Raw genomic sequence first — 19,173 nt, forward strand, 5'->3', positions numbered from 1 at the left:
GCTGAACAGTTACGGTTCTGGGCTTCGGCACCTTTCTGGGTCAGAAGGTGGATAGTTACGAAAATAATACAATTAAGAATAGAGTTGAGGGGATTCCATGTCAGTTGATGTCAGAGAGATAGGAGAGGCGGTGGCTCAGGAGAGCGCCTTGCTTCAGCTTGTTCGTCGGGAAATTGGCAAGGTGATTATTGGCCAACAGGCGATGGTCGAGCGGCTGTTGGTGGCGCTGCTGTGCAATAATCATGTGTTGATCGAGGGGGTGCCGGGTCTGGCCAAGACCAAGACCGTGACCACTCTGGCCCAGGCGGTACAGGCCAGTTTTAAAAGGATTCAGTTTACCCCGGATCTTTTGCCGGGTGATTTGATCGGCACCTTGATTTTTAATCCCAAGAGTGGTGAGTTCACCACCCGCAAGGGGCCGATCTTTGCCAATATTATTCTGGCTGATGAGATAAACCGAGCCCCGGCCAAGGTTCAGAGCGCCTTGCTTGAGGCGATGCAGGAAGGTCAGGTCACCATTGGGGACGCAAGTTATACTTTGCCTGAGCCGTTTTTGGTCCTGGCGACCCAGAACCCGATCGAGCAGGAGGGCACCTACCGTTTGCCCGAGGCCCAGATTGATCGTTTTATGTTGAAGCTCACGGTCGGCTATCCGAGTCGGGAGGAGGAGCAGCAGATCCTTCGTTTGGTGGCAGGGGGGAGTGATGCCCCGATTGTGGCCCCGGTGGTTGGACTTGACGATATCGTCAGGCTGCGGGCGCTTACCCGCAGTATCTATCTCGATGTCAAGGTTGAGGAGTATATCGTATCCTTGGTGGAGGCCACCCGCAATCCGGCAGCCTATGGACTTACCATCGGCCACCTTATTCAATACGGGGCTTCGCCCCGGGCCACTATCTTTCTGGCCATGGCGGCCAAGGCCTTCGCCCTCCTCTCAGGCCGTGGCTATGCCACCCCGCAGGATGTCAAGACCATCGGGATGGACGTCCTGCGTCACCGGGTGACCGTCACTTATGAGGCCGAGGCCGAAGACAAGACCTCGGAAGATATTATTCGTCAGATTTTTGATACCGTTGCTGTGCCATGATCTCAAGTGAGCTGGTAAAGCAGATCCGTTTCATCCAGATTTTTACCAAGCGGGCGGTTAATGATGTTCTGGCTGGGGAATACCAGAGTGTGTTCAAGGGCCAGGGCATGGAATTTGATGAGGTGCGGGAGTATCAGCCTGGTGATGATGTGCGCACTATCGATTGGAATGTCACTGCCCGCCACGGTCACCCCTTTGTTAAGCGCTATGTCGAGGAGCGTGAACTGACAGTGCTGCTCGCTGTCGATATCTCTGCTTCCGGAAGTTTCGGTTCGGTCGTCAAGCGCAAAAGCGAGGTGGCGGCCGAGCTTTGCGCGCTGCTGGCTTTTTCCGCCATCAAGAATAACGATAAGGTGGGACTCCTCCTTTTCTCTAATCGGATTGAGAAGTTCATCCCGCCTCGCAAGGGGGGATCTCATGTCCTGCGGATTATTCGTGAGGTGTTGGGCCATCATGCTGAGGAGAGAGGAACTGATATTGCCCTTGCCCTGGAGTATCTGGGGCGGGTTGCCCATAAGCGGGGGGTGGTGTTCCTGCTCTCCGATTTCTTGGCCCCTGATTTTCGCAAGCCTCTGGGCTACCTGGCCCGACGACATGACGTAATCGCCATCTCCATCACTGATCGTCATGAGCGGTCGCTGCCAGCCATCGGACTGATTGAACTTGCCGATGCCGAGACCGGCGCGACGCGGTTGGTGGACACCTCAGATACCACCTTCATTGCCCGGTATCAGGAGCAGGCACGGCAGCGGGAGCAACGGCTGGAGAGGCTCTTTGGTGCCATGGCCGTTGATCATATTCCCGTGGTCCTTGACTCTGGCGAGGGCAGGGAGGTGGGGCATGTCGATGATTTGGTCCGTTTCTTCAAGCGACGGGAGCGGCGGCATTGAACAGATTGATTGGCATGGTATTTCGTATTGGATTGTTGATTACGCTGTTCGTGGCGGGTGCAGTCATTGCTGGCTGTCAGCCCGAGAAGTCTACGGATGTGTCCACACCACCTGTCGTGGTCAAGCAATTTGGGTCGGAGCCACTGACCCTTGTGCTGAAGCTTGACCGGGAGCGACTGAACGTCACTGAGCAGCTGACAGTAGAACTTCGTGCAGAGACAGGCGAAGACTATGCTGTCAAGTTTGACGAGCTGAAAGATTTTCCGGGGTTTACGGTGGAGTCGGTCAAGGAGTCTGGGGCTGAGTTGACTGGCTCTGGGCGGATTGCTGTAACCAAGCGTTATGTCCTTGACCCTGTTGCCCCCGGCAGCGGCCAGGTCCCGGTTCTCATCGTTGATGCCTGGAAAAAGACGGAGAGTGAAGCCACGCCGGTCACCGTGAAGACGGAACCGGTGACGGTATCCATCGAAAGTCTGCTGAGCAAGGATGATCGGGGCGATTCCATCAGTGACATCGCCCCTCCCCTCGATAAGCCGGTCAGTCCATGGCTGTGGCCAGGGGTGGCTCTTGTCGTGGTCTTGTTCTTCATGGCTTGCTGGTATCTCTGGCAGCGTCGGAAAAAGAGGGGCATTATTCCCCCTCTACCCTTGCCTGCGCATCTTCTGGCCTATCAAGCGTTGGACCGGTTGGTAAAGGGAAACCTGCTGGCGCAAGGTCAAATCACCGCCTTCTATCAGAGTTTATCCGATATCATCCGCCACTATATTGAACAGCGTTTTGGTCTCCGGGCGCCGGAGCGGACTACCGAGGAGTTTCTTGTCGAGTTGGGCTCGGTCGCTGTCGGTCCCATGTCCGATCCTGGTCATAAACGGTTGCTCCGTGATTTTCTCACCCACTGCGATTTAGTGAAATTTGCCTGCCATATCCCCGCTTCATCCGAGGCAGAGGAGGCAGTCGAACTCTGTCGCCGCTTTATCCGTGAGACTGAGCCGACTCCTGCCGAGACCGGGGGAGGTGCGGGATGAGATTTGCTAATCCTCTGGTGTTGTTTGCCCTTTTGATCCTGCCGCTGGTGGTGATCTTCTGGTGGCGCCGTTCCCGATTGGCCTTGGGATTTTCCGACCTAAGCCTCTTGCCTGCCGGTGAGTCCTTACGTTGCCGCTTGGTGCACCTTCCTCGTTTGTTACGGCTTATGGCCTTGACCTTGATTATTATTGCCCTGGCCCGGCCTCAGGCAGGGATAGAAAAGATTGAGGAGACCAGTCGGGGGGTGGCGATTGAAATGGTGGTTGATCGTTCCGGCAGCATGGGCGCGGAGATGGAATTTGATGGCCGGGCCATGACTCGTCTTGAGGTGGTCAAGCAGGTTTTTGCCGAATTTGTTACTGGAAATACGCGGGACTTGCATGGCAGGCCTAGCGATTTAATTGGGATGATCACCTTTGCCCGTTACGCTGATACTGTGTGTCCCTTGACGCTGGCTCATGGTGCGCTCTCAGGCTTTCTTGATACTATCCATCTGGTGCCGCAGGAGAGCCCGGAGAATCGAACCGCAGTCGGCGACGCAGTTGCCTTGGCCGCGGCCCGCCTCAAGACCGCCGAAGAGACTCTGGCCCGGCAGACCAAGGGCGATGTCAAGGCGTATCAGATCAAGAGTAAGATTGTCATCCTGTTGACCGACGGACAGAACAATATCGGTCGCCATACCCCTGAGGAGGCGGCTGCCTTGGCGAAACAGTGGGGGATCAAGATCTACACCATCGGGGTGGGGGGCGACGATGTGGTCAAGGTTCAGACCTTGTTTGGTCCCCGGATGGTTCGCACCGGTGAGGGAGTTGACCAAAAGACTCTGGCCGGGCTTGCCGAGTCCACTGGCGGGGTCTTCCGGATGGCTGAGGATGCTGAAGCGCTTCGTGCTGTCTATCAGGAGATCGACCAGTTGGAAAAGAGCGAAGTGGAGAGCGTGCGTTATATTGATTACAAGGAGTATTTCGCCCTCTTTGTCTGGACAGCCCTGGCCTTGCTGGTGATTGAGACGCTGCTTGGTTGTACGGTTTTGCGGAGGGCGCCGTGAATACCTTTCGCTTCATGGATGTAACGATGCTGATTGCCTTGGCGATTGTGCCAGTGGTGGCCGGGATGTATATTTATGCCAGCAGGAGGCGGAAGTCAGCTCTTGCCCTGTTTTTGGCCGAGGGGATGCTGCGGCGAACGGAGTTGCCGGTGAGCAGTGCCCGCAGGGCGACCAAGGCCGTGCTGATGCTTTTGGTTTTGGTCGCCTTGGTGGTTGCCTTGGCCCGACCGGCATGGAATCGCAAGGAAGTGGTGATTAAGCGTTCTGGGCGGGATGTGGTCTTCCTCCTTGATGTCTCAAAGAGCATGCTGGCGGAAGATCTTGCCCCTAATCGTCTTGAACACGCCAAGCTTGCCATTCTTGACGCCGTGGCTCGCTTGTCCGGGGATCGGGTTGCCATGGTGGCTTTTGCCGGAACTGCCGTAGTCAAGTGTCCGTTAACTCTTGATTATGGTTTCTTTCGCATGAGCCTGGACGGGATTGACACCGAGGCGGTATCGCGGGGCGGCACCATGATGGGGGATGCCATCCGCACGGTGCTGCGGGATATTTTTGATGATCAGGACAAGCAGTTTAAGGATATCATCCTGATTACTGATGGCGAGGACCATGAGAGTTACCCGGTTGAGGCGGCCAAGGCCGCTGCTGACCTGGGGGTGCGTTTGATTGTTATTGGTCTTGGCGATGAAAAAGAAGGGCAGAGGATACCTGTGATCGACGAGGCGGGGCGCAAGAGTTTCTTGAAATATCAGGGCCAGGAGGTGTGGACCAAGCTGGGCGCTGATACCTTGCGGGCGATGGCCTTGGCCACTCCGGGAGGGCGCTATCTGCCGGTTGCGACAGGAGCCATCAATTTAGGCGAGGTGTACCAAGAGTTGATCGCTAGCGCCGATAGAAAGGAGTTAGAGGCTAAGTCCACTGAGCAGTATGAGGAAAAATTTCAGCTCTTGCTGGCGGTCGCTCTGTCGCTGCTGCTCCTCGAAGGGGTGATCGGAGAGCGGAAACCAGAGGAAAAGTCATGAAAATCTGGGTACAGCGATGGGTGCATTATGCTTCTTCACCCTGTATTTTTGTAACTGCTCAGGTTGTCGGTTTACGGTTGACAGTTGACGGTGATTGGGTCCTGCCAATGGCTGAGGACACACTGACATTGAGTATCATGCGATGATTTATGACTAACCATGATTCTTTTAACCGTAAACCGATAACTGATTACCGTTAACCTGTGTAGTTACGCATTTTTTAGAAATTGATACTACGGGATATGAGTAATATTAGACAGTACACGTTTTGGAGTTCCCTGCGGATAATTTGCTGGGTGGTTTTTGTTACTGTTGTTGGTCACGGATCAGCCTGGGCAGAATCGGCTCGCAGTCTTGTGAATCGAGGGAATAGCGCTTACACGGCCGGGAACTTTGAGGAGGCCTTGAAACTCTACCAAGAGGCAGAGGCTAAGGAGCCTAAGTCACCTGAAATTCAGTATAACTTAGGTAATGCCCGCTATAAGCTGGGTGACTTGACCGGTGCCGCCCAGAGTTATCAGCAGGCTGCATCCGAGGCTACAGACCCAAAAATCATCAGCCGGTCGAAATTTAATCTGGGAAACACCTCTTTTCGTCAAGGGGAGCAGGTTGAGTCCACCGCCCCGGACCAGGCTGTTACTGCTTTTGCTGAGAGTGTCGCTGGGTTTCGTGCCGCTTTGGAACTGGATAGCACTTTGCCAGAGGCTGGCCGAAACTTGGAAGTCAGTAAGCGCAGACTGCAGCAGGCCCATGAGGCGCTTCGTAAACAGCAGCAGGCGAGTGCCGATGAAAAGCGCAAGCAACAGGAGCTGGCAAGTGAACTGCAGCAGATGGCGGATCAGCAGCAGGAGATGGCGGAGGCGAGCCGGGAGCAGGCGGGCAAAGAGCAACAAGACGATCATGCCATGACCGAGCACGCAGCAAGTCAGCAGGCATTGCAGGAGAAGACTCAGTCGATGCGGCAGCAGATGGGTGACTCGGATAATCAGAAAGAGGCCATAGATGCCTTGACCCAGGCCGGAAATCAGCAGCAGGAGGCACAGGATAAGCTCCAGGAGGGGCGTTCTGATGAGGCTGCCAAGGCGCAGGACCAGGCAGCTCAGGCCATACGTCAGGCTGCGGACCAGCTTCAGGGGAAAAAAGAGACCCCTCAAGAGGGTAAGAAAGACCAAGAGCACAAGAAGGATCAGGCCCAGGAGGGAAAATCCTCAGGGGAAGAGAAGCAGCAGGGCGAACCAGCTTTTGATGAGTCTGGGGATAAACTTGAGCAGCAAGCCGAGGCCAAGGGCCAAAAACCCCTCAATCAGACGGCCCAGGAGCTGTTGAATGAAGAAAAACAAAATATGATCAATCGTCGCAACCAGAAGGCAACAGGCTATGAGGCGGTGGATAAGGATTGGTAATATGCGTGGAGTAGCGCACGGATTAGCGGTGGTGGCCTTGCTGCTCTCTCTTGCTGGAGTTGTACGGGCTGCGGTTACGGTTCAGGCAGTAGTGGATCAGGAGGAGGTCTATGTCGGCCAGTCGTTTACCTTGCAGGTTCAGGTGGAGGGCAGCGACTCACCGGGAGAACCTGATATCTCGTCTCTTATTGATTTTACGGTCGAGCCCCGGGGCGGTCAGCAGAACAGCAGCGAATCGGTCTCGATTATCAATGGCCGGATGAGCCGGGTCTCTCACCGGGGCTATGTCTTTAATTATGAGCTGACCTCCAAGAGAGAGGGACGGTTGGTCATCCCGCCCCTGAGCGTGATAATTGACAAGCAGTTGTATCAGACTCAGCCGGTGCGAATCGTGGTCAAACAGCCGGAGGAGAGTGATGAGTTCAAGCTCAGGCAGACCCTGAGCAAGGATCGGGTCTATGTCGGAGAACCGGTAACTTTGACTGTTACCTGGTATATTGGCAAGGATGTCAAAGGGTTCAATTTTACCCTACCGATTTTTTCAGATCCCAGATTCACCATCAGTGCGGATGACAGGGCATCGCTTACTCCTGGCCAGGATAACTCGGTTCGGATTCCGGTGCCCGGCGGCGAGATCGTGGCCGAGAAGGGTCAGGGAGTCTTGAATGGCGAAAAGTATCTGACCGTAACCTTTTCTCGGATTGTCACTGTCAATGAAACAGGAAAGATCTCTCTGCCCCAGATTACGGTTTCGTGTCAGGCCTTGAGCGGCTACCGTCAGGGGAGTGGTCGAGATCCGTTCTCCGGAATGTTTCCGGACGATTTTTTTGGGCGCTCGCGCCAGGTGTACCGCACGGAGGTTGTTCCTTCCGATCAGCCGGTGGTCGAGGTGTTTCCTCTGCCCGAAGAGGGGCGGCCTGTCGATTTTACCGGATTGGTGGGGGAGTACTCCGTGGCGGTAACCGCCACTCCCACCAAAGTAAAGATTGGTGATCCCATCACTTTGAACATCCAAATTGCCGGTCCCTCCGTGGCCGGAGCCTCATTGCCATCGCTGGCGGAGGGGTTGGGGGTTAATGATTTTAAGGTCCCCGATGAGATGGCCCCTGGTGAGGGCAGCGCCGTGCTCAAAACCTTTACCCAGACCATCCGGGCGCGGCACGCCGGGGTTCGGCAGATTCCGAGCCTGCATTTGGCCTATTTTAATCCGGATACAGGTAGATATGAGACGGCCTCTTCACCGCCAGTGCTCTTGGAGGTTTCCGAGGCGCGGCTGGTGACGGCTCAGGACGCCGAAGGAGGCATGCCCTCAGGGCCGGAGAAAAAGGAGCTTACGACCGTCAAGGGAGGGATCTCCTATAATTATGAAGGTCCTGAAGTCTTAACCATCCAGGCACCGATTGGGTCGGTGGGGATGGACTTCGGGTGGTATGTTCTTCTTGGTGCGCCACCTGGGGTGTTTCTGCTGGTTCTGGTTGGAGCGGGCGTGGTCCGGTTGGGGCGTAAGGACCCGGTGGGTCGAGCTGCACGGCGAGCCTATGGCCGATTGCGTACGGAACTTGATCCTCTTGCTGATGGCAGTGAAACAGTCGCAGGCTATCAGGCGATAGGGCTTGCGATGCGGGAGTATCTTGGGGCAAAGCTCCGTCGTAACCCTGCGGCCTTGACTTATGTCGATGTGGAGCCGGACCTCATCCACGCCGGAGTGGGTCCTGAACTCCTTGGCCGTTTGCGCCAGGTGATGGAGCAGTGCGAGGCGTCTCAGTATGCCGGGGCGTTAAGTCTAGGTGATGTCAAGCGTTTGCGCGATCTGGCGGTCCAGGTAGCCGATGACTTGGAATCGCTTTTGGTTAAGGGGGTGGGACGATGAGACCGGGCCTCTTTTTGTTGCTGCACTTGTTTATGGTCGTGCTGTCGTGCGCTCCGTTTGCATCGGCTCAAGAGCCACTCGACAGGAGCCAGATCCTTGATGAGGCCAGCCGCTTTTTTCAAGAGGCCAGTCAAAATTCAGATCAGGTTCAGAGCGCGGATCTTTACCGCAAGGCTTTGGTCCGCTTTGAAAAATTGGTTCAGGACGGGTTGGTTAACGGCAAGCTTTATTATAATCTGGGTAATACCTATTTTCGTCTCCACGATTTGGGCCGGGCGATTGTCAATTATCGTCGAGCCCTGGCGTATCTTCCGAACGATGATAACCTCCGTCAGAATTTACGCTTTGCCGAAAGTCAGCAGCTTGATCGTATTGAGCCTAAGCAGGAGACAATGATCGTAGAAACGCTCCTCTTCTGGCATTATGATTTTTCGGCGCGATTCAGGCTCATTGTTCTGGTCCTGGCCAATGCCGGGTTCTGGGGACTTCTGACTGTGGCCGTGTATCGGAAAAAGGCGCTATGGCTGCCTACGGCCGGAGCGCTGGCGCTGACTGTGCTGATCTCTGGCTCACTCATCTATGACCGTTACTGGCCGACGATCACGGGTGTTATAGTTGCTACGGAAGCGGTGGCCCGCAAGGGCGATGGCTCGGCGTACAGCGTAAGCTTCAATGAGCCCCTCCATGCGGGTCTGGTATTTTCTTTGGTGGAGAAAAGAGGGGAATGGCTGTATATAGAGTTGGGAGATAGTCGGCGGTGCTGGGTGTCGGCAGACAGCGTGGAAATGATTTGATTTTTCTGTTGACACCCCCTGACATTGTGGTATCGCGATATTTGTTATTTAATCATCCATATAATGGATAAAGGAAAGGGATGAAACATGGCTGAAGAGGCAAATAAGATCATCTATTCGATGATGCGGGTCAGTAAGTACTACGAAAAAAAGCCGATCCTCAAGAATATCTCATTGTCCTATTTTTATGGGGCCAAGATCGGTGTTCTGGGCCTGAATGGCTCGGGTAAGAGTTCCCTGCTCAGGATTCTGGCCGGGATCGATCAGGAATTTGACGGGAAGATCGCGCTCTCACCAGGGTACACCATCGGCTATCTGGAGCAGGAGCCGCATCTCGATGAAACACTCACTGTTCGCCAGGTGGTGGAGCAGGGGGTTCAGACCACAGTCGATCTGCTCGCGGAATTCAACCAGATTAACGAGCAGTTTGCCGAGCCGATGGATGATGTGGCGATGGATAAGCTTATCAACCGGCAGGCCAAGGTACAGGATCAACTGGATGCGGTTAATGCCTGGGAGCTCGATTCCCGCTTGGAGATGGCGATGGATGCCCTCCGCTGCCCGGCTGGCGAGACATCGGTCAAGATCCTCTCCGGTGGTGAAAAGAGGCGGGTCGCCTTGTGCCGGCTGTTGTTGCAGGAGCCGGATATCCTGCTGCTTGACGAGCCGACCAACCATCTGGATGCCGAGACTGTCGGCTGGCTGGAGCATCATCTGCAGCGCTATGCCGGTACGGTAATTGCGGTGACGCATGATCGTTATTTCCTTGATAACGTGGCCGGCTGGATACTTGAGCTTGATCGGGGCGAAGGTATTCCCTGGAAGGGAAATTATTCATCCTGGCTTGATCAGAAGCAGAAACGTCTGCACCAGGAGGAGAAGCAGGAGTCGAGTCGCCAGCGGACCTTGGCCCGAGAGTTGGAATGGATTCAGATGAGCCCTAAGGGGAGACATGCCAAGTCCAAGGCCAGGATTAAGTCTTACGAGATTTTACTCGAGCAGACGAGTGATAAGCGGGCCGATGAGATCGAAATTTTTATTCCTCCCGGACCACGGTTGGGGAATGTGGTTATCGATGCCGAGAAGGTGTCAAAGTCCTATGGTGACCGGTTGCTGGTTGAGGATATGTCTTTTTCTCTGCCTCCGGGCGGGATCATCGGAGTGATCGGACCCAATGGCGCTGGTAAGACGACTCTCTTTCGGATGATTACCGGTCAGGACGCTCCGGATTCGGGAGTGATCAGGGTTGGTGACACGGTCAAATTGGCCTATGTCGATCAAAATCGGGAGATGGACCCCAATAAGACGATCTGGGAGGCCATTACCGATGGCCAGGAGACCATTGTTCTTGGCAACCGTGAGGTCAACTCCCGGGCCTATGTCGGGCGTTTCAACTTCAGCGGCACCGAGCAGCAGCGCAAGGTCGGTGTGATGTCAGGTGGCCAGCGTAATCGGGTCCATCTTGCCAGGATGCTGAAAGAGGGGGCCAACGTGCTGCTGCTGGACGAGCCCACCAATGACCTGGATATCAATACCTTGCGGGCCTTGGAAGAGGCCCTGGACAATTTTGCTGGTTGTGCGGTGGTGATCAGTCATGACCGGTGGTTTCTTGATCGCATCGCGACTCACATCCTAGCCTTTGAAGGTGACAGCAGGGTGGTTTGGTTCGATGGGAATTATTCAGAGTATGAGGAAGACAGGAAACGTCGGCTCGGTGTTGAGGCAAGCCAGCCTCATCGTATTAAATATCGGCCCTTAACCCGGGCCTGAGGTAAGACGAGAGGCAATGAAGCGTGTGCTGGTGGTTGACGATGACCTGGTGATCTGCAAGGTTCTGGTGAAAATCCTTGAGTCGCTGGGTTATGAGTGTGAGGATGCCGCAGATGGCGTCGAGGCAGTGGCTCGTCTGCAGGCCGCTGATTTTGATGTTATCCTCACGGACATGATGATGCCCCGGATGGACGGAATGCAGCTTCTCAGTCATGTCAAGAGCAGCTATCCCGGGGTTGACGTTATTGTGATCACCGGCCACACCGATACCTTTGTCTATTCCAATATCATCAACGCCGGGGGCACTGATTTTATCTCCAAACCGTTTGAAAGTGACGAGTTGGAGGCCAAACTGAGTCGGATTTTCCGGGAGCGGAAGCTGATTCAGGGTCTGGAGAACGAGATCAGTGAGCATCTGGAGGCCGAAGAGAAACTCCTGGCCGCCCATCGGGAGGTAGCGGCCGCTAATCAAGCCAAAGATCTGCTGATCAACGATCTGTACGCCACCATGGGCGAGATGTTGTCCAAGCGCGACCATTACACCTTTGAGCATGCAACCCGAGTGGCTGAGATCTCCAAGCGGATCGGCATAGCCTTGGGGTTGCCTCAGGAGGAGGTGGAGATACTGGAGCGTGCCTGTCTGGTTCATGATATAGGCAAGGTGGCGATACCCGATGATATCCTGCTCAAGCCAGGTCAATTCGATGCCCAGGATCGGAAGTTGATGCGGGTCCATCCCCGAGTCGGGGCTGATCTTTTTACCCGCAAGCACCATGACAGTCGGATAGCGTTTATTATCCGGCATCATCACGAACGCCTCAATGGCTCAGGATATCCCGACGGACTGCGTGGCGATTCGTTGGGGATTCTGGTGCGGATTGTGGCGGTGGCGGATATCTATGAGGCATTTGTCGCTCGGCGTCCCTACAAAAAACCGATGTCCAAGGATGAGGCTTTGGACCTGCTGAGGATGGAGGCCCGGCAAGGGCTGGTGGATAAGATGGTGGTCACGGTTCTCGATGAAGTGCTGCGAGACTGGGATCCGTTGACTATTAGCAGGGAATTTGCCGCTGACTACATGGTGGACCTGGAACTCTTTCGGAGAAAGGCCTATTTCCGAGAACCGCTGACAGGGTTTTATAACTATCGCTACCTCTATTTTCTCGATGATACTCATGTCTTGGGCCGACGGGAACGGCCTTTCGAATTACTGCTCACTAACTTTGTCGATCTGCCGGAGTGTTATCGCCGTATGGGGCAGATTTTGACTGAGCAGGTCCTGGACGAGATCGGTCAGGGTCTTAATGATGCGGTGGAGGAGTTTAACGCCCAAGAGGGGAGTGGCGAGGATGTGGTTCGACTGTTCAGCCGTAGTGGCGATTATCTTATCTATGCTGAGTGTGGAGAGGGGCAGATCGATCATCTGTTTATCGCTATTTCCGCTCACCTGGCTCGGGCTTGTGATGAGTGGCAGATCTCATCACACCCTTACTCTCAGCGTTTTGGCAAAGGGTACTCTCTGGAGAAGGCCTTGACTGAGCTGCTGCGGTGTTGACGGTCGGGGATTTGTGGGGATACACTTTCGTTCTCGTTGTCGTCACTGCATATGGGTTACGTGTGGACTGTTATCCAGTTCGACGCGGGCCGCTGAGGCACGGGGCGTCGATATAATTCCCAGTTTCCTTTCTCCTCATTGTCGGAAAATCTAATCGCGACAGTATGGTCTTCGATTTCGAGCTTCGCCCCCCTTTCAGTTTCATTGGTTGTTGACCAGTTTCAGGGTTGGCGCTGCCTGCCGCGGGTTGCCTGGCGAGGTCTTATCGGTAACAATCATTGAGACGGTTAAACCGCGCTGAGGTAAAAGATAGCGAAGCGAGACTACGAAGTAGATGGGGTTCAGCAGGATGGGTGCCAAAGCCATTGGCTGAAATTGGCTGGACATAAGTTATTTCTTGAGTCGTTGTTCAATTTTTTCCAGGAAATGCTGGCCGCATTCCGGACAATAGCCGTGGGACATGCTCTTGCCGGCCTTTTTGGTGAGGTACTGATCCACGGGGATCCACACGCCTTTGCCGTGTTCGGCTCCGGTGTCGTCTCGAATTTTCTTGCAGTCCAGGCAGATGGGCAGGATTTCTTCATAGAGTTTGACCATTTTTTTCAAGGACTGTTTTTCTAAGCACTTGTGCATCCGGAAAAGGAGTTCGTTCAGGTCGCAGGGTTTGAGCAGGTAGTCATCCGCCCCCAGTCGCAAGGCATCAATGGCCGAGGTGAGGTCCCCATATCCGGTAAGGATGATAACGGCAGTTTCGGGATTGAGGCTCTTGACTGCCTCCAGGACCTCAATCCCTGTCATGCCTTCCATCATCAGGTCCGTGATTACCAGGTTGATCGAGGTGGTGTTAAGAAAGGCCAGGGCGCTGGCGCCGCCATCGGCGGTGAGCACGGTGAACCCTTCATCGCTTAGCTTGCCGGCCAGGGTCTTGCGGATGATTGCTTCGTCGTCGACGAGCAGCACGGTCTGTTTGGTCATGTCATTTTCCCTCGAAGGGTAGGGTGATGGTAAAGGTAGTTCCTTTGCCTTGTTGGCTCTGGACCTGGATGTCGCCGCCGTGGCGCTTGATAATGCCATAGGTGACTGAGAGTCCAAGTCCGGTCCCTTTGACTGCTGGTTTGGTGGTAAAAAACGGTTCAAAGATGTGGTCGAGGTCAGCAGGTGAAATTCCGCTGCCGGTATCGCCAATGCTGACGAAAGCATTTCTGCCCGAACTCTTGGTGATGATGGTGATCTCTCCTCCTTTTGGCATGGCCTCAAGGGCGTTGTGAAGGAGATTGAGAAGAACCTGTTTGATCTGGTCGGCAATAGCCAGGACTTCGCCCAGATCCGTGGCGTAGAGTTTCTTGATGGTGATGTGCGAGGACTCCATCTCTTTCTTAGAGAGCAGGAGGATGTCGTTAATCGTCTTGTGGAGATTAACCGGGGTCATTATTCCTGATGTCGGCCGGTTGAAATTCTGGAGATCTTTGATCAGGTCTCGGATTCGATCACATTCCTGGACCGCTAGGTTGGTGAATTCGAGGTTGTCTGTCGATAAATTCCCCTTTTCCCTCAGTCGTTCGAGGACATTTTTGATGCCGAAAAGGGGGTTGTTGATTTCATGGGCGATGGAGGCGGAGAGCTTGCCGATGGCGGAGAGCTTTTCAGCATGAAGGAGTTGGTTCTGGAGCTGCTTCTCTTCGGTGATGTCGATGCCGATGCTGATAATGTATTCGATGTTGCCATCTTCGTCCCGGAAAGAGGTGTTTGCCCAGTCGATGATCCGACGTTCATTGCCACGAGTCATCAGCGGGGCGACCAGTTTGGCGGGAAAGGTATTGTTTTGAATGAAGGTAAAGAGTCGCTGGATATACTGCCGCTCTTCGGACGGCATCAGGACTTCCCAGAACAGTTTGCCTGCCACCTCGCGAAAATGATACCCGGAGATGATTTCGCTGGTCTGATTGAAGCGGATGATCTCACCTTGAACATTCAAGACGATGATCAGCGCACCTGCTGTGTCCAGTATCGCTGAAGTAAAGGAACTCTCCCGCTGTAAGGCGGATTCTACTCGTTTCCTTTCTTCGATCTCCCGCTGCATGCCAATGTTGGATAGGGTAAGCTTGTTGGTGTTTTTGCGGAGGTGCTCTGAGCCGAACAGCAGTCCGGCACAGCCGAGGACCCAGAGCAGGGTCAGGGAGATTGTGTGGACCGTAAGTTGTTCTTGAGTGCGCTCTATGAAGGGCGCCATGGGCAATTTGATCCCGAGTCCACCTCGAATATCACCGAGCTGGTATCCTTGGTGGCCATGGCAGGCCATGCATTCAGGTTTGACAAAGAGGGGCTGCATCAGGCGCAGGATCGGCGGGTCGTTGTTGGTGCGAATGATTTCGACGACCTCTTTTGCTCCCGACTCAAAGGCGTGCAGCGCTTTGGTCTCCCATGCATCGGCTGTATTTTCCGGACGCAGGGGTTTAAGGCTGGTGATATGGCCTGCCACTCCATACAGTTCGGAAAAAGTATCATTTAAGTGGCGGAGCATATACTCGGGATTCATCAGGGTCAATTGCCGTCCCGATGGGGTGAAGATATCCCGTTCCGGCATGTCTGCCAGATAGGGATTTGGTTGGAGGTCTGCGGCCACGGGGATGTAGACTCCGCCATGGCGTGAGCCCCACAGCCGGAAGGAAAAGTCCTTATTGAGATGGGCTCGGGCAGTATTCAGGGCGATCTCAGTGGTGTAATCCTTGATATCAAGGAATTCCTTGGCCAGCAGTCCGGTGACGATGAGAGTCCAGACTGCGAGCAAGGTCCAGGTGTATCGCATGAGGTTGAAGAACCGGTTTTTGTGCGAGTAAAGGTCGGTCATCACGACTCCTGGCTGTAGTGTAAGTGTTTGCTGACCATCATAAACCTCGGACTCGTGATGGACAAGGGAAATGTATGTGTATATACCTTTGGCGTTGACGATGTCATCGAAAACTTGCTAGTCTGAATAATCATGAAGAGGTCTGTGGTCACTGTGCTGGCTCTGGTTAGAGGGTCAGAGTGGAGGCGGTTCGGAAAGCGAGGAAGTAGCGTGGAGATTGATTGCCATTCAGTAAGTATCTTCAGGCGTAACTACACAGGTTTAATGGTAATCAGTTATCGGTTTACGGTTAAAATAATCAAGGTTGATGGTCTCGCAAAAAGTCACGGGATGGCTAAGTAAAAGGGTCGATATACAAGGCGCAGTGTGCTTTTGCGAATGAGGCCACACATATGGTGTGCCGAATGAGCAAAAGTGCGCTGCAACGCAGTAGATCGGGCTTTTTACGACGCCATCAAAGGGTGGAGGATACGATGCGTATTGGCATGGTCGGTTTAGGGAAGATGGGAATCAATATGGCGCGTCGCCTGCTGGCTGCCGGGCATCAGGTGGTGGCTTATAACCGGACTGTCGCTAAGACCGAAGAGCTGGCTCGTGATGGCGCTGAAGTAAGCGCTTCACTTGCGGAATTGACCGGGATGCTTACTGCGCCCCGGATTGTCTGGTTGATGCTTCCCGCAGGCCAGGCTACCGATGAACATATTTCGGAACTTGCAGGTGCATTGTCTGCCGGAGATATTATCGTTGAGGGAGGCAACTCCTATTATCGTGATGATGTCCGAAGGGCTGGTGCCTTGCAGGAGAAGGGGATTCACTATGTCGATGCCGGAGTCAGCGGTGGGATTTGGGGGCTGACCGTGGGCTACTGTACTATGGTTGGGGGGGATCGGACGATCTGTGAGTTCCTGGCCCCGATACTCAAAGATTTAGCGCCGCCGGACGGTTTTATGTACTGTGGGCCTACCGGCGCTGGACATTTCGTAAAAATGATCCATAACGGTATCGAATATGGCATGATGCAGGCTTATGCTGAGGGATTTGCCATTCTTGAGCACTCTCCATACGGAAAAGGACTCGACTATGGGGCATTATCCCATCTATGGAATCAGGGCAGCGTTATCCGCTCCTGGCTGCTCGAGTTGCTGGAGTCGGCTTTTGTCAAGGATGGTTCTTTGAGTGAGCTTACTGGGTACGTCGATGATTCTGGTGAAGGGCGGTGGACGGTACAGCAGGCTGTTGAGAGCGGGGTGTCGGCGCCGGTTATTGCCATGGCCCTGTTCAGGCGATTCGAGTCCCGTGAGTCTAACGCGTTTGAGAATCGGGTCCTGGCTGCCCTCCGCCGTGAATTTGGTGGGCACGCGGTTAAGACCAGTGATTCTTAAATTCCTGGCGCTCTGATAGTGATGTCAAACTTCATTGCGGATGAGTCTGAGAGAGGTGGGGTTCTCTCTGCGCTGCCGTGTGCCTGTAGCTTGGACCCGGCTCAGCTCGAACCCTGTGTGATTGTCATTTTCGGGGCATCGGGAGATCTCACGGCGCGTAAGCTGGTCCCTGCCCTGTTTTCTTTGTTTTGCCAGGGGAGTCTGCCGCAGCAGTTGGCCATTGTCGGTGCAGGGCGGACAGAGATGACGGATCTGGAGTTTAGGAATGCGCTTTTTTCCGCCATGCCTGATTCTGAGAAACGGCATCGGGATCGGTGGCCAGAATTTGCTTCGCTAATCTCTTATGTTGCCATTGATTATGATTCCGAGGCATCGTTTTGTCTCTTGACTGAAACGCTGTCAGCAATTGATCAGCGCCTTAAGACACACGGCAATCGGATCTTCTATCTGGCGACTCCGCCATCCATGTATGCCGCGATCGGCAGTCGTCTGGGGCAGGTCGGCTTGGCTGAGGAAGGGGGGGAGAGACGGGGCTGGTCGCGTTTGGTGGTTGAAAAACCTTTTGGTCATAATCTGACCACCGCGGTCGCCTTGGACAGCATTCTGCACCAGTATTTTGCCGAGCGGCAAGTCTTCAGGATTGATCACTATCTCGCTAAGGAGACGGTGCAGAACGTCCTGATGCTCAGGTTTGCCAATGCCATCTTCGAGCCGATATGGAACCGTAATCATATCGAGTATATTGGCATTGTTGCGGCCGAGGAGCTGGGGGTTGAGCATCGGGCTGGCTATTATGAGCAGGCCGGGGTGGTTCGTGACATGTTTCAAAATCATATGCTGCAGCTGATGGCCTTGACCTGCATGGAACCGCCATCAAGACTCGCCGCCGACCGGGTCAGGGATGAAAAGATTAAGGTTTTTCGTTCGTTGAAGTCAATTGAGCCGGAGATCATGGCCGAGAGAGTTATTCTTGGGCAGTATGGGGCAGGGATCCTCCATGGCAAGCCGGTGTCAGGCTATCGAGAGGAGCCGGGGGTCTCTCCTGTCTCCTGCACCCCCACCTTTGCTATGACTCAGTTGTTTATCGATAATTGGAGGTGGCGAGGGGTTCCGGTGTATTTGGTTTCGGGTAAGCGGATGGTGGAGAAGCGGACCCGCATTGTAGTTCAATTTAAGGATACGCCGCGTTCCATGTTCTCGGGGGTGCTTGCGGTTTCTATTGTCGCAAATCGATTGGTTATCGGCATCTATCCTCAGGAGAAAATTTCTCTGCGATTTCAGGCCAAGGGACAAGGGGCAAAACTGTGTCTGAGCCCGGTCAATATGGAGTTCACCTATCCGGTGGCGAGCGGGGAGGTTTCTGATTCTTATGAAAAGGTGTTGCTTGACTGTATTTTAGGAGATCAGATGCTTTTTCTGGATCAAACCGGAATCGAATTGGCTTGGGATTTTCTCGACCCGGTCATCTCCGTCGGTGATTGCGCTCGGTCAGGAGGGATGTTGCACCAATACCCTGCGGGAACATGGGGACCAGAAGCGGCCAGGGAGTGGATGCGACTGCTGATCGATTGAGTGTGTTGCATAATGAGTCACTTTCGGGTTTATATACGATGGTTGCGTAATTGAAAAAGAATACGAATTAATAATGACAATCTCGTAAAAAGTCCGGGGATGGCTAAGCAAAAGATGCGATATACAAGGCGCGGGGTGTGTTTTGTGAGTGAGGCCATACATATGGTATGCCGAACGAGCAAAACCGCCACGCAATTCAGTTCAATCCCCGCTGGTGTTGGACGGGGACGTAGTCGATCGGACTTTTTGCGACGCCATCAATAATAACAGTAATGAATGGTGCCATGGATACATATTACCAGCCTGCCGATCTGGGTAAATTTGCCGATATCGGTGAAGCCGCTCCTGAATTGGCCAACAAATTTTTTGATTACTATAACGCTGTTTTTGCCGAGGGGGCGCTCAGTGCGCGGGAAAAGGCGCTTATTGCCTTGGCGGTGGCTCATGCGGTCCAGTGCCCCTACTGCATTGATGCCTACACTCATTCCTGTCTGGAGAAGGGCTCTAATAAGGAGGAGATGACAGAGGCTATTCATGTGGCCACGGCTATCCGTGGCGGGGCCTCTCTGGTGCATGGGGTTCAGATGCGGAAAGTCGCGGGAAAACTTTCACTGTAACAGTATGTTGGGTTCAAAGGTATTTTGGTTGTAACTGCTCAGGTTGTCGGTTTACGGTTGACAGTTGACGGTGATTGGGTCCTGCCAATGGCTAAGAACACACTGACATTGAGTATCATGCGATGATTTATGACTAACCATGATTCTTTTAACCGTAAACCGATAACTGATTACCGTTAACCTGTGTAGTTACCGATGAGCTTAATAAAGAGGTGAAAGTGAATCAAGGTAAGCGCCTCTGCCATGATGACAGAGGCGCTTGAGGTTACTCTACCAGCGATAGTTAAGA

General features: G+C 53.9%; 16 protein-coding genes. 13 read left to right on the forward strand and 3 right to left on the reverse strand.

Going from position 1 to position 19,173, the window contains the following annotated elements:
• Window positions 1-97 precede the first annotated feature (97 nt).
• The 10 genes from FP815_09000 to FP815_09045 all read left to right on the forward strand — a co-directional run bounded on the left by FP815_09000 (window position 98) and on the right by FP815_09045 (window position 12,465).
• Window positions 98-1,087 carry a MoxR family ATPase gene (locus FP815_09000; protein MBA3015078.1) on the forward strand — a complete coding sequence of 330 codons (990 nt, stop codon included), beginning with the start codon at window positions 98-100 and terminating at the stop codon, window positions 1,085-1,087.
• A complete protein-coding gene (locus tag FP815_09005; GenBank protein ID MBA3015079.1) occupies window positions 1,084-1,977 on the forward strand; it encodes a DUF58 domain-containing protein in 894 nt (297 codons plus the stop codon). The genes FP815_09000 and FP815_09005 overlap by 4 nt, the downstream gene beginning before the upstream one ends.
• Window positions 1,974-3,002, forward strand: a complete 1,029-nt coding sequence (locus FP815_09010; GenBank protein MBA3015080.1) for a protein BatD — start codon at window positions 1,974-1,976, stop codon at window positions 3,000-3,002. The genes FP815_09005 and FP815_09010 overlap by 4 nt, the downstream gene beginning before the upstream one ends.
• Window positions 2,999-4,051 carry a VWA domain-containing protein gene (locus FP815_09015; protein ID MBA3015081.1) on the forward strand — a complete coding sequence of 351 codons (1,053 nt, stop codon included), beginning with the start codon at window positions 2,999-3,001 and terminating at the stop codon, window positions 4,049-4,051. The genes FP815_09010 and FP815_09015 overlap by 4 nt, the downstream gene beginning before the upstream one ends.
• Window positions 4,048-5,073 (forward strand): VWA domain-containing protein, encoded by a 1,026-nt coding sequence (locus FP815_09020; GenBank protein ID MBA3015082.1) that lies wholly within the window; start codon window positions 4,048-4,050, stop codon window positions 5,071-5,073. The genes FP815_09015 and FP815_09020 overlap by 4 nt, the downstream gene beginning before the upstream one ends.
• Before the next feature lie 242 nt (window positions 5,074-5,315).
• Window positions 5,316-6,476, forward strand: coding sequence for a tetratricopeptide repeat protein (locus FP815_09025; protein ID MBA3015083.1), 1,161 nt, complete (start codon window positions 5,316-5,318; stop codon window positions 6,474-6,476).
• Entirely contained in the window at window positions 6,451-8,346 is a 1,896-nt protein-coding gene (locus FP815_09030; protein MBA3015084.1) for a protein BatD, read from the forward strand. The genes FP815_09025 and FP815_09030 overlap by 26 nt, the downstream gene beginning before the upstream one ends.
• On the forward strand, window positions 8,343-9,140 hold the full coding sequence (locus tag FP815_09035; protein ID MBA3015085.1) for a tetratricopeptide repeat protein: 798 nt from the start codon (window positions 8,343-8,345) through the stop codon (window positions 9,138-9,140). The genes FP815_09030 and FP815_09035 overlap by 4 nt, the downstream gene beginning before the upstream one ends.
• An 87-nt stretch (window positions 9,141-9,227) precedes the next feature.
• Window positions 9,228-10,910, forward strand: a complete 1,683-nt coding sequence (gene ettA / locus FP815_09040) for an energy-dependent translational throttle protein EttA (protein MBA3015086.1) — start codon at window positions 9,228-9,230, stop codon at window positions 10,908-10,910.
• A 16-nt stretch (window positions 10,911-10,926) separates the two neighbouring features.
• Window positions 10,927-12,465: a response regulator gene (locus FP815_09045; GenBank protein ID MBA3015087.1), complete on the forward strand. Its 1,539-nt coding sequence runs from the start codon at window positions 10,927-10,929 to the stop codon at window positions 12,463-12,465.
• Between the two features lie 201 nt (window positions 12,466-12,666).
• Here the strand turns inward: FP815_09045 and FP815_09050 are convergent, their stop codons facing one another.
• The 3 genes from FP815_09050 to FP815_09060 are packed head-to-tail and all read right to left on the reverse strand — an operon-like array spanning window position 12,667 to window position 15,313.
• Window positions 12,667-12,852, reverse strand: coding sequence for a hypothetical protein (locus tag FP815_09050; GenBank protein ID MBA3015088.1), 186 nt, complete (start codon window positions 12,850-12,852; stop codon window positions 12,667-12,669).
• 3 nt (window positions 12,853-12,855) lie between these two features.
• The gene (locus FP815_09055; protein ID MBA3015089.1) at window positions 12,856-13,440 is read right to left on the reverse strand and encodes a response regulator; all 585 of its coding nucleotides are present in this window, start codon (window positions 13,438-13,440) and stop codon (window positions 12,856-12,858) included.
• A 1-nt stretch (window position 13,441) separates the two neighbouring features.
• Window positions 13,442-15,313, reverse strand: coding sequence for a DUF3365 domain-containing protein (locus FP815_09060; protein ID MBA3015090.1), 1,872 nt, complete (start codon window positions 15,311-15,313; stop codon window positions 13,442-13,444).
• Between the two features lie 473 nt (window positions 15,314-15,786).
• Here FP815_09060 and gnd point away from each other — a divergent pair, with 473 nt between their 5' ends.
• From gnd to FP815_09075, 3 genes are all read left to right on the forward strand, one after another.
• Window positions 15,787-16,695: a decarboxylating 6-phosphogluconate dehydrogenase gene (gnd, locus tag FP815_09065; protein ID MBA3015091.1), complete on the forward strand. Its 909-nt coding sequence runs from the start codon at window positions 15,787-15,789 to the stop codon at window positions 16,693-16,695.
• 21 nt (window positions 16,696-16,716) lie between these two features.
• On the forward strand, window positions 16,717-18,267 hold the full coding sequence (zwf, locus tag FP815_09070) for a glucose-6-phosphate dehydrogenase (protein MBA3015092.1): 1,551 nt from the start codon (window positions 16,717-16,719) through the stop codon (window positions 18,265-18,267).
• 284 nt (window positions 18,268-18,551) lie between these two features.
• Window positions 18,552-18,884 (forward strand): 4-carboxymuconolactone decarboxylase, encoded by a 333-nt coding sequence (locus FP815_09075; GenBank protein ID MBA3015093.1) that lies wholly within the window; start codon window positions 18,552-18,554, stop codon window positions 18,882-18,884.
• Window positions 18,885-19,173 lie beyond the last annotated feature (289 nt).

Source organism: Desulfobulbaceae bacterium (assembly GCA_013792005.1).
Taxonomy (GTDB): Bacteria; Desulfobacterota; Desulfobulbia; order Desulfobulbales; family VMSU01; genus VMSU01.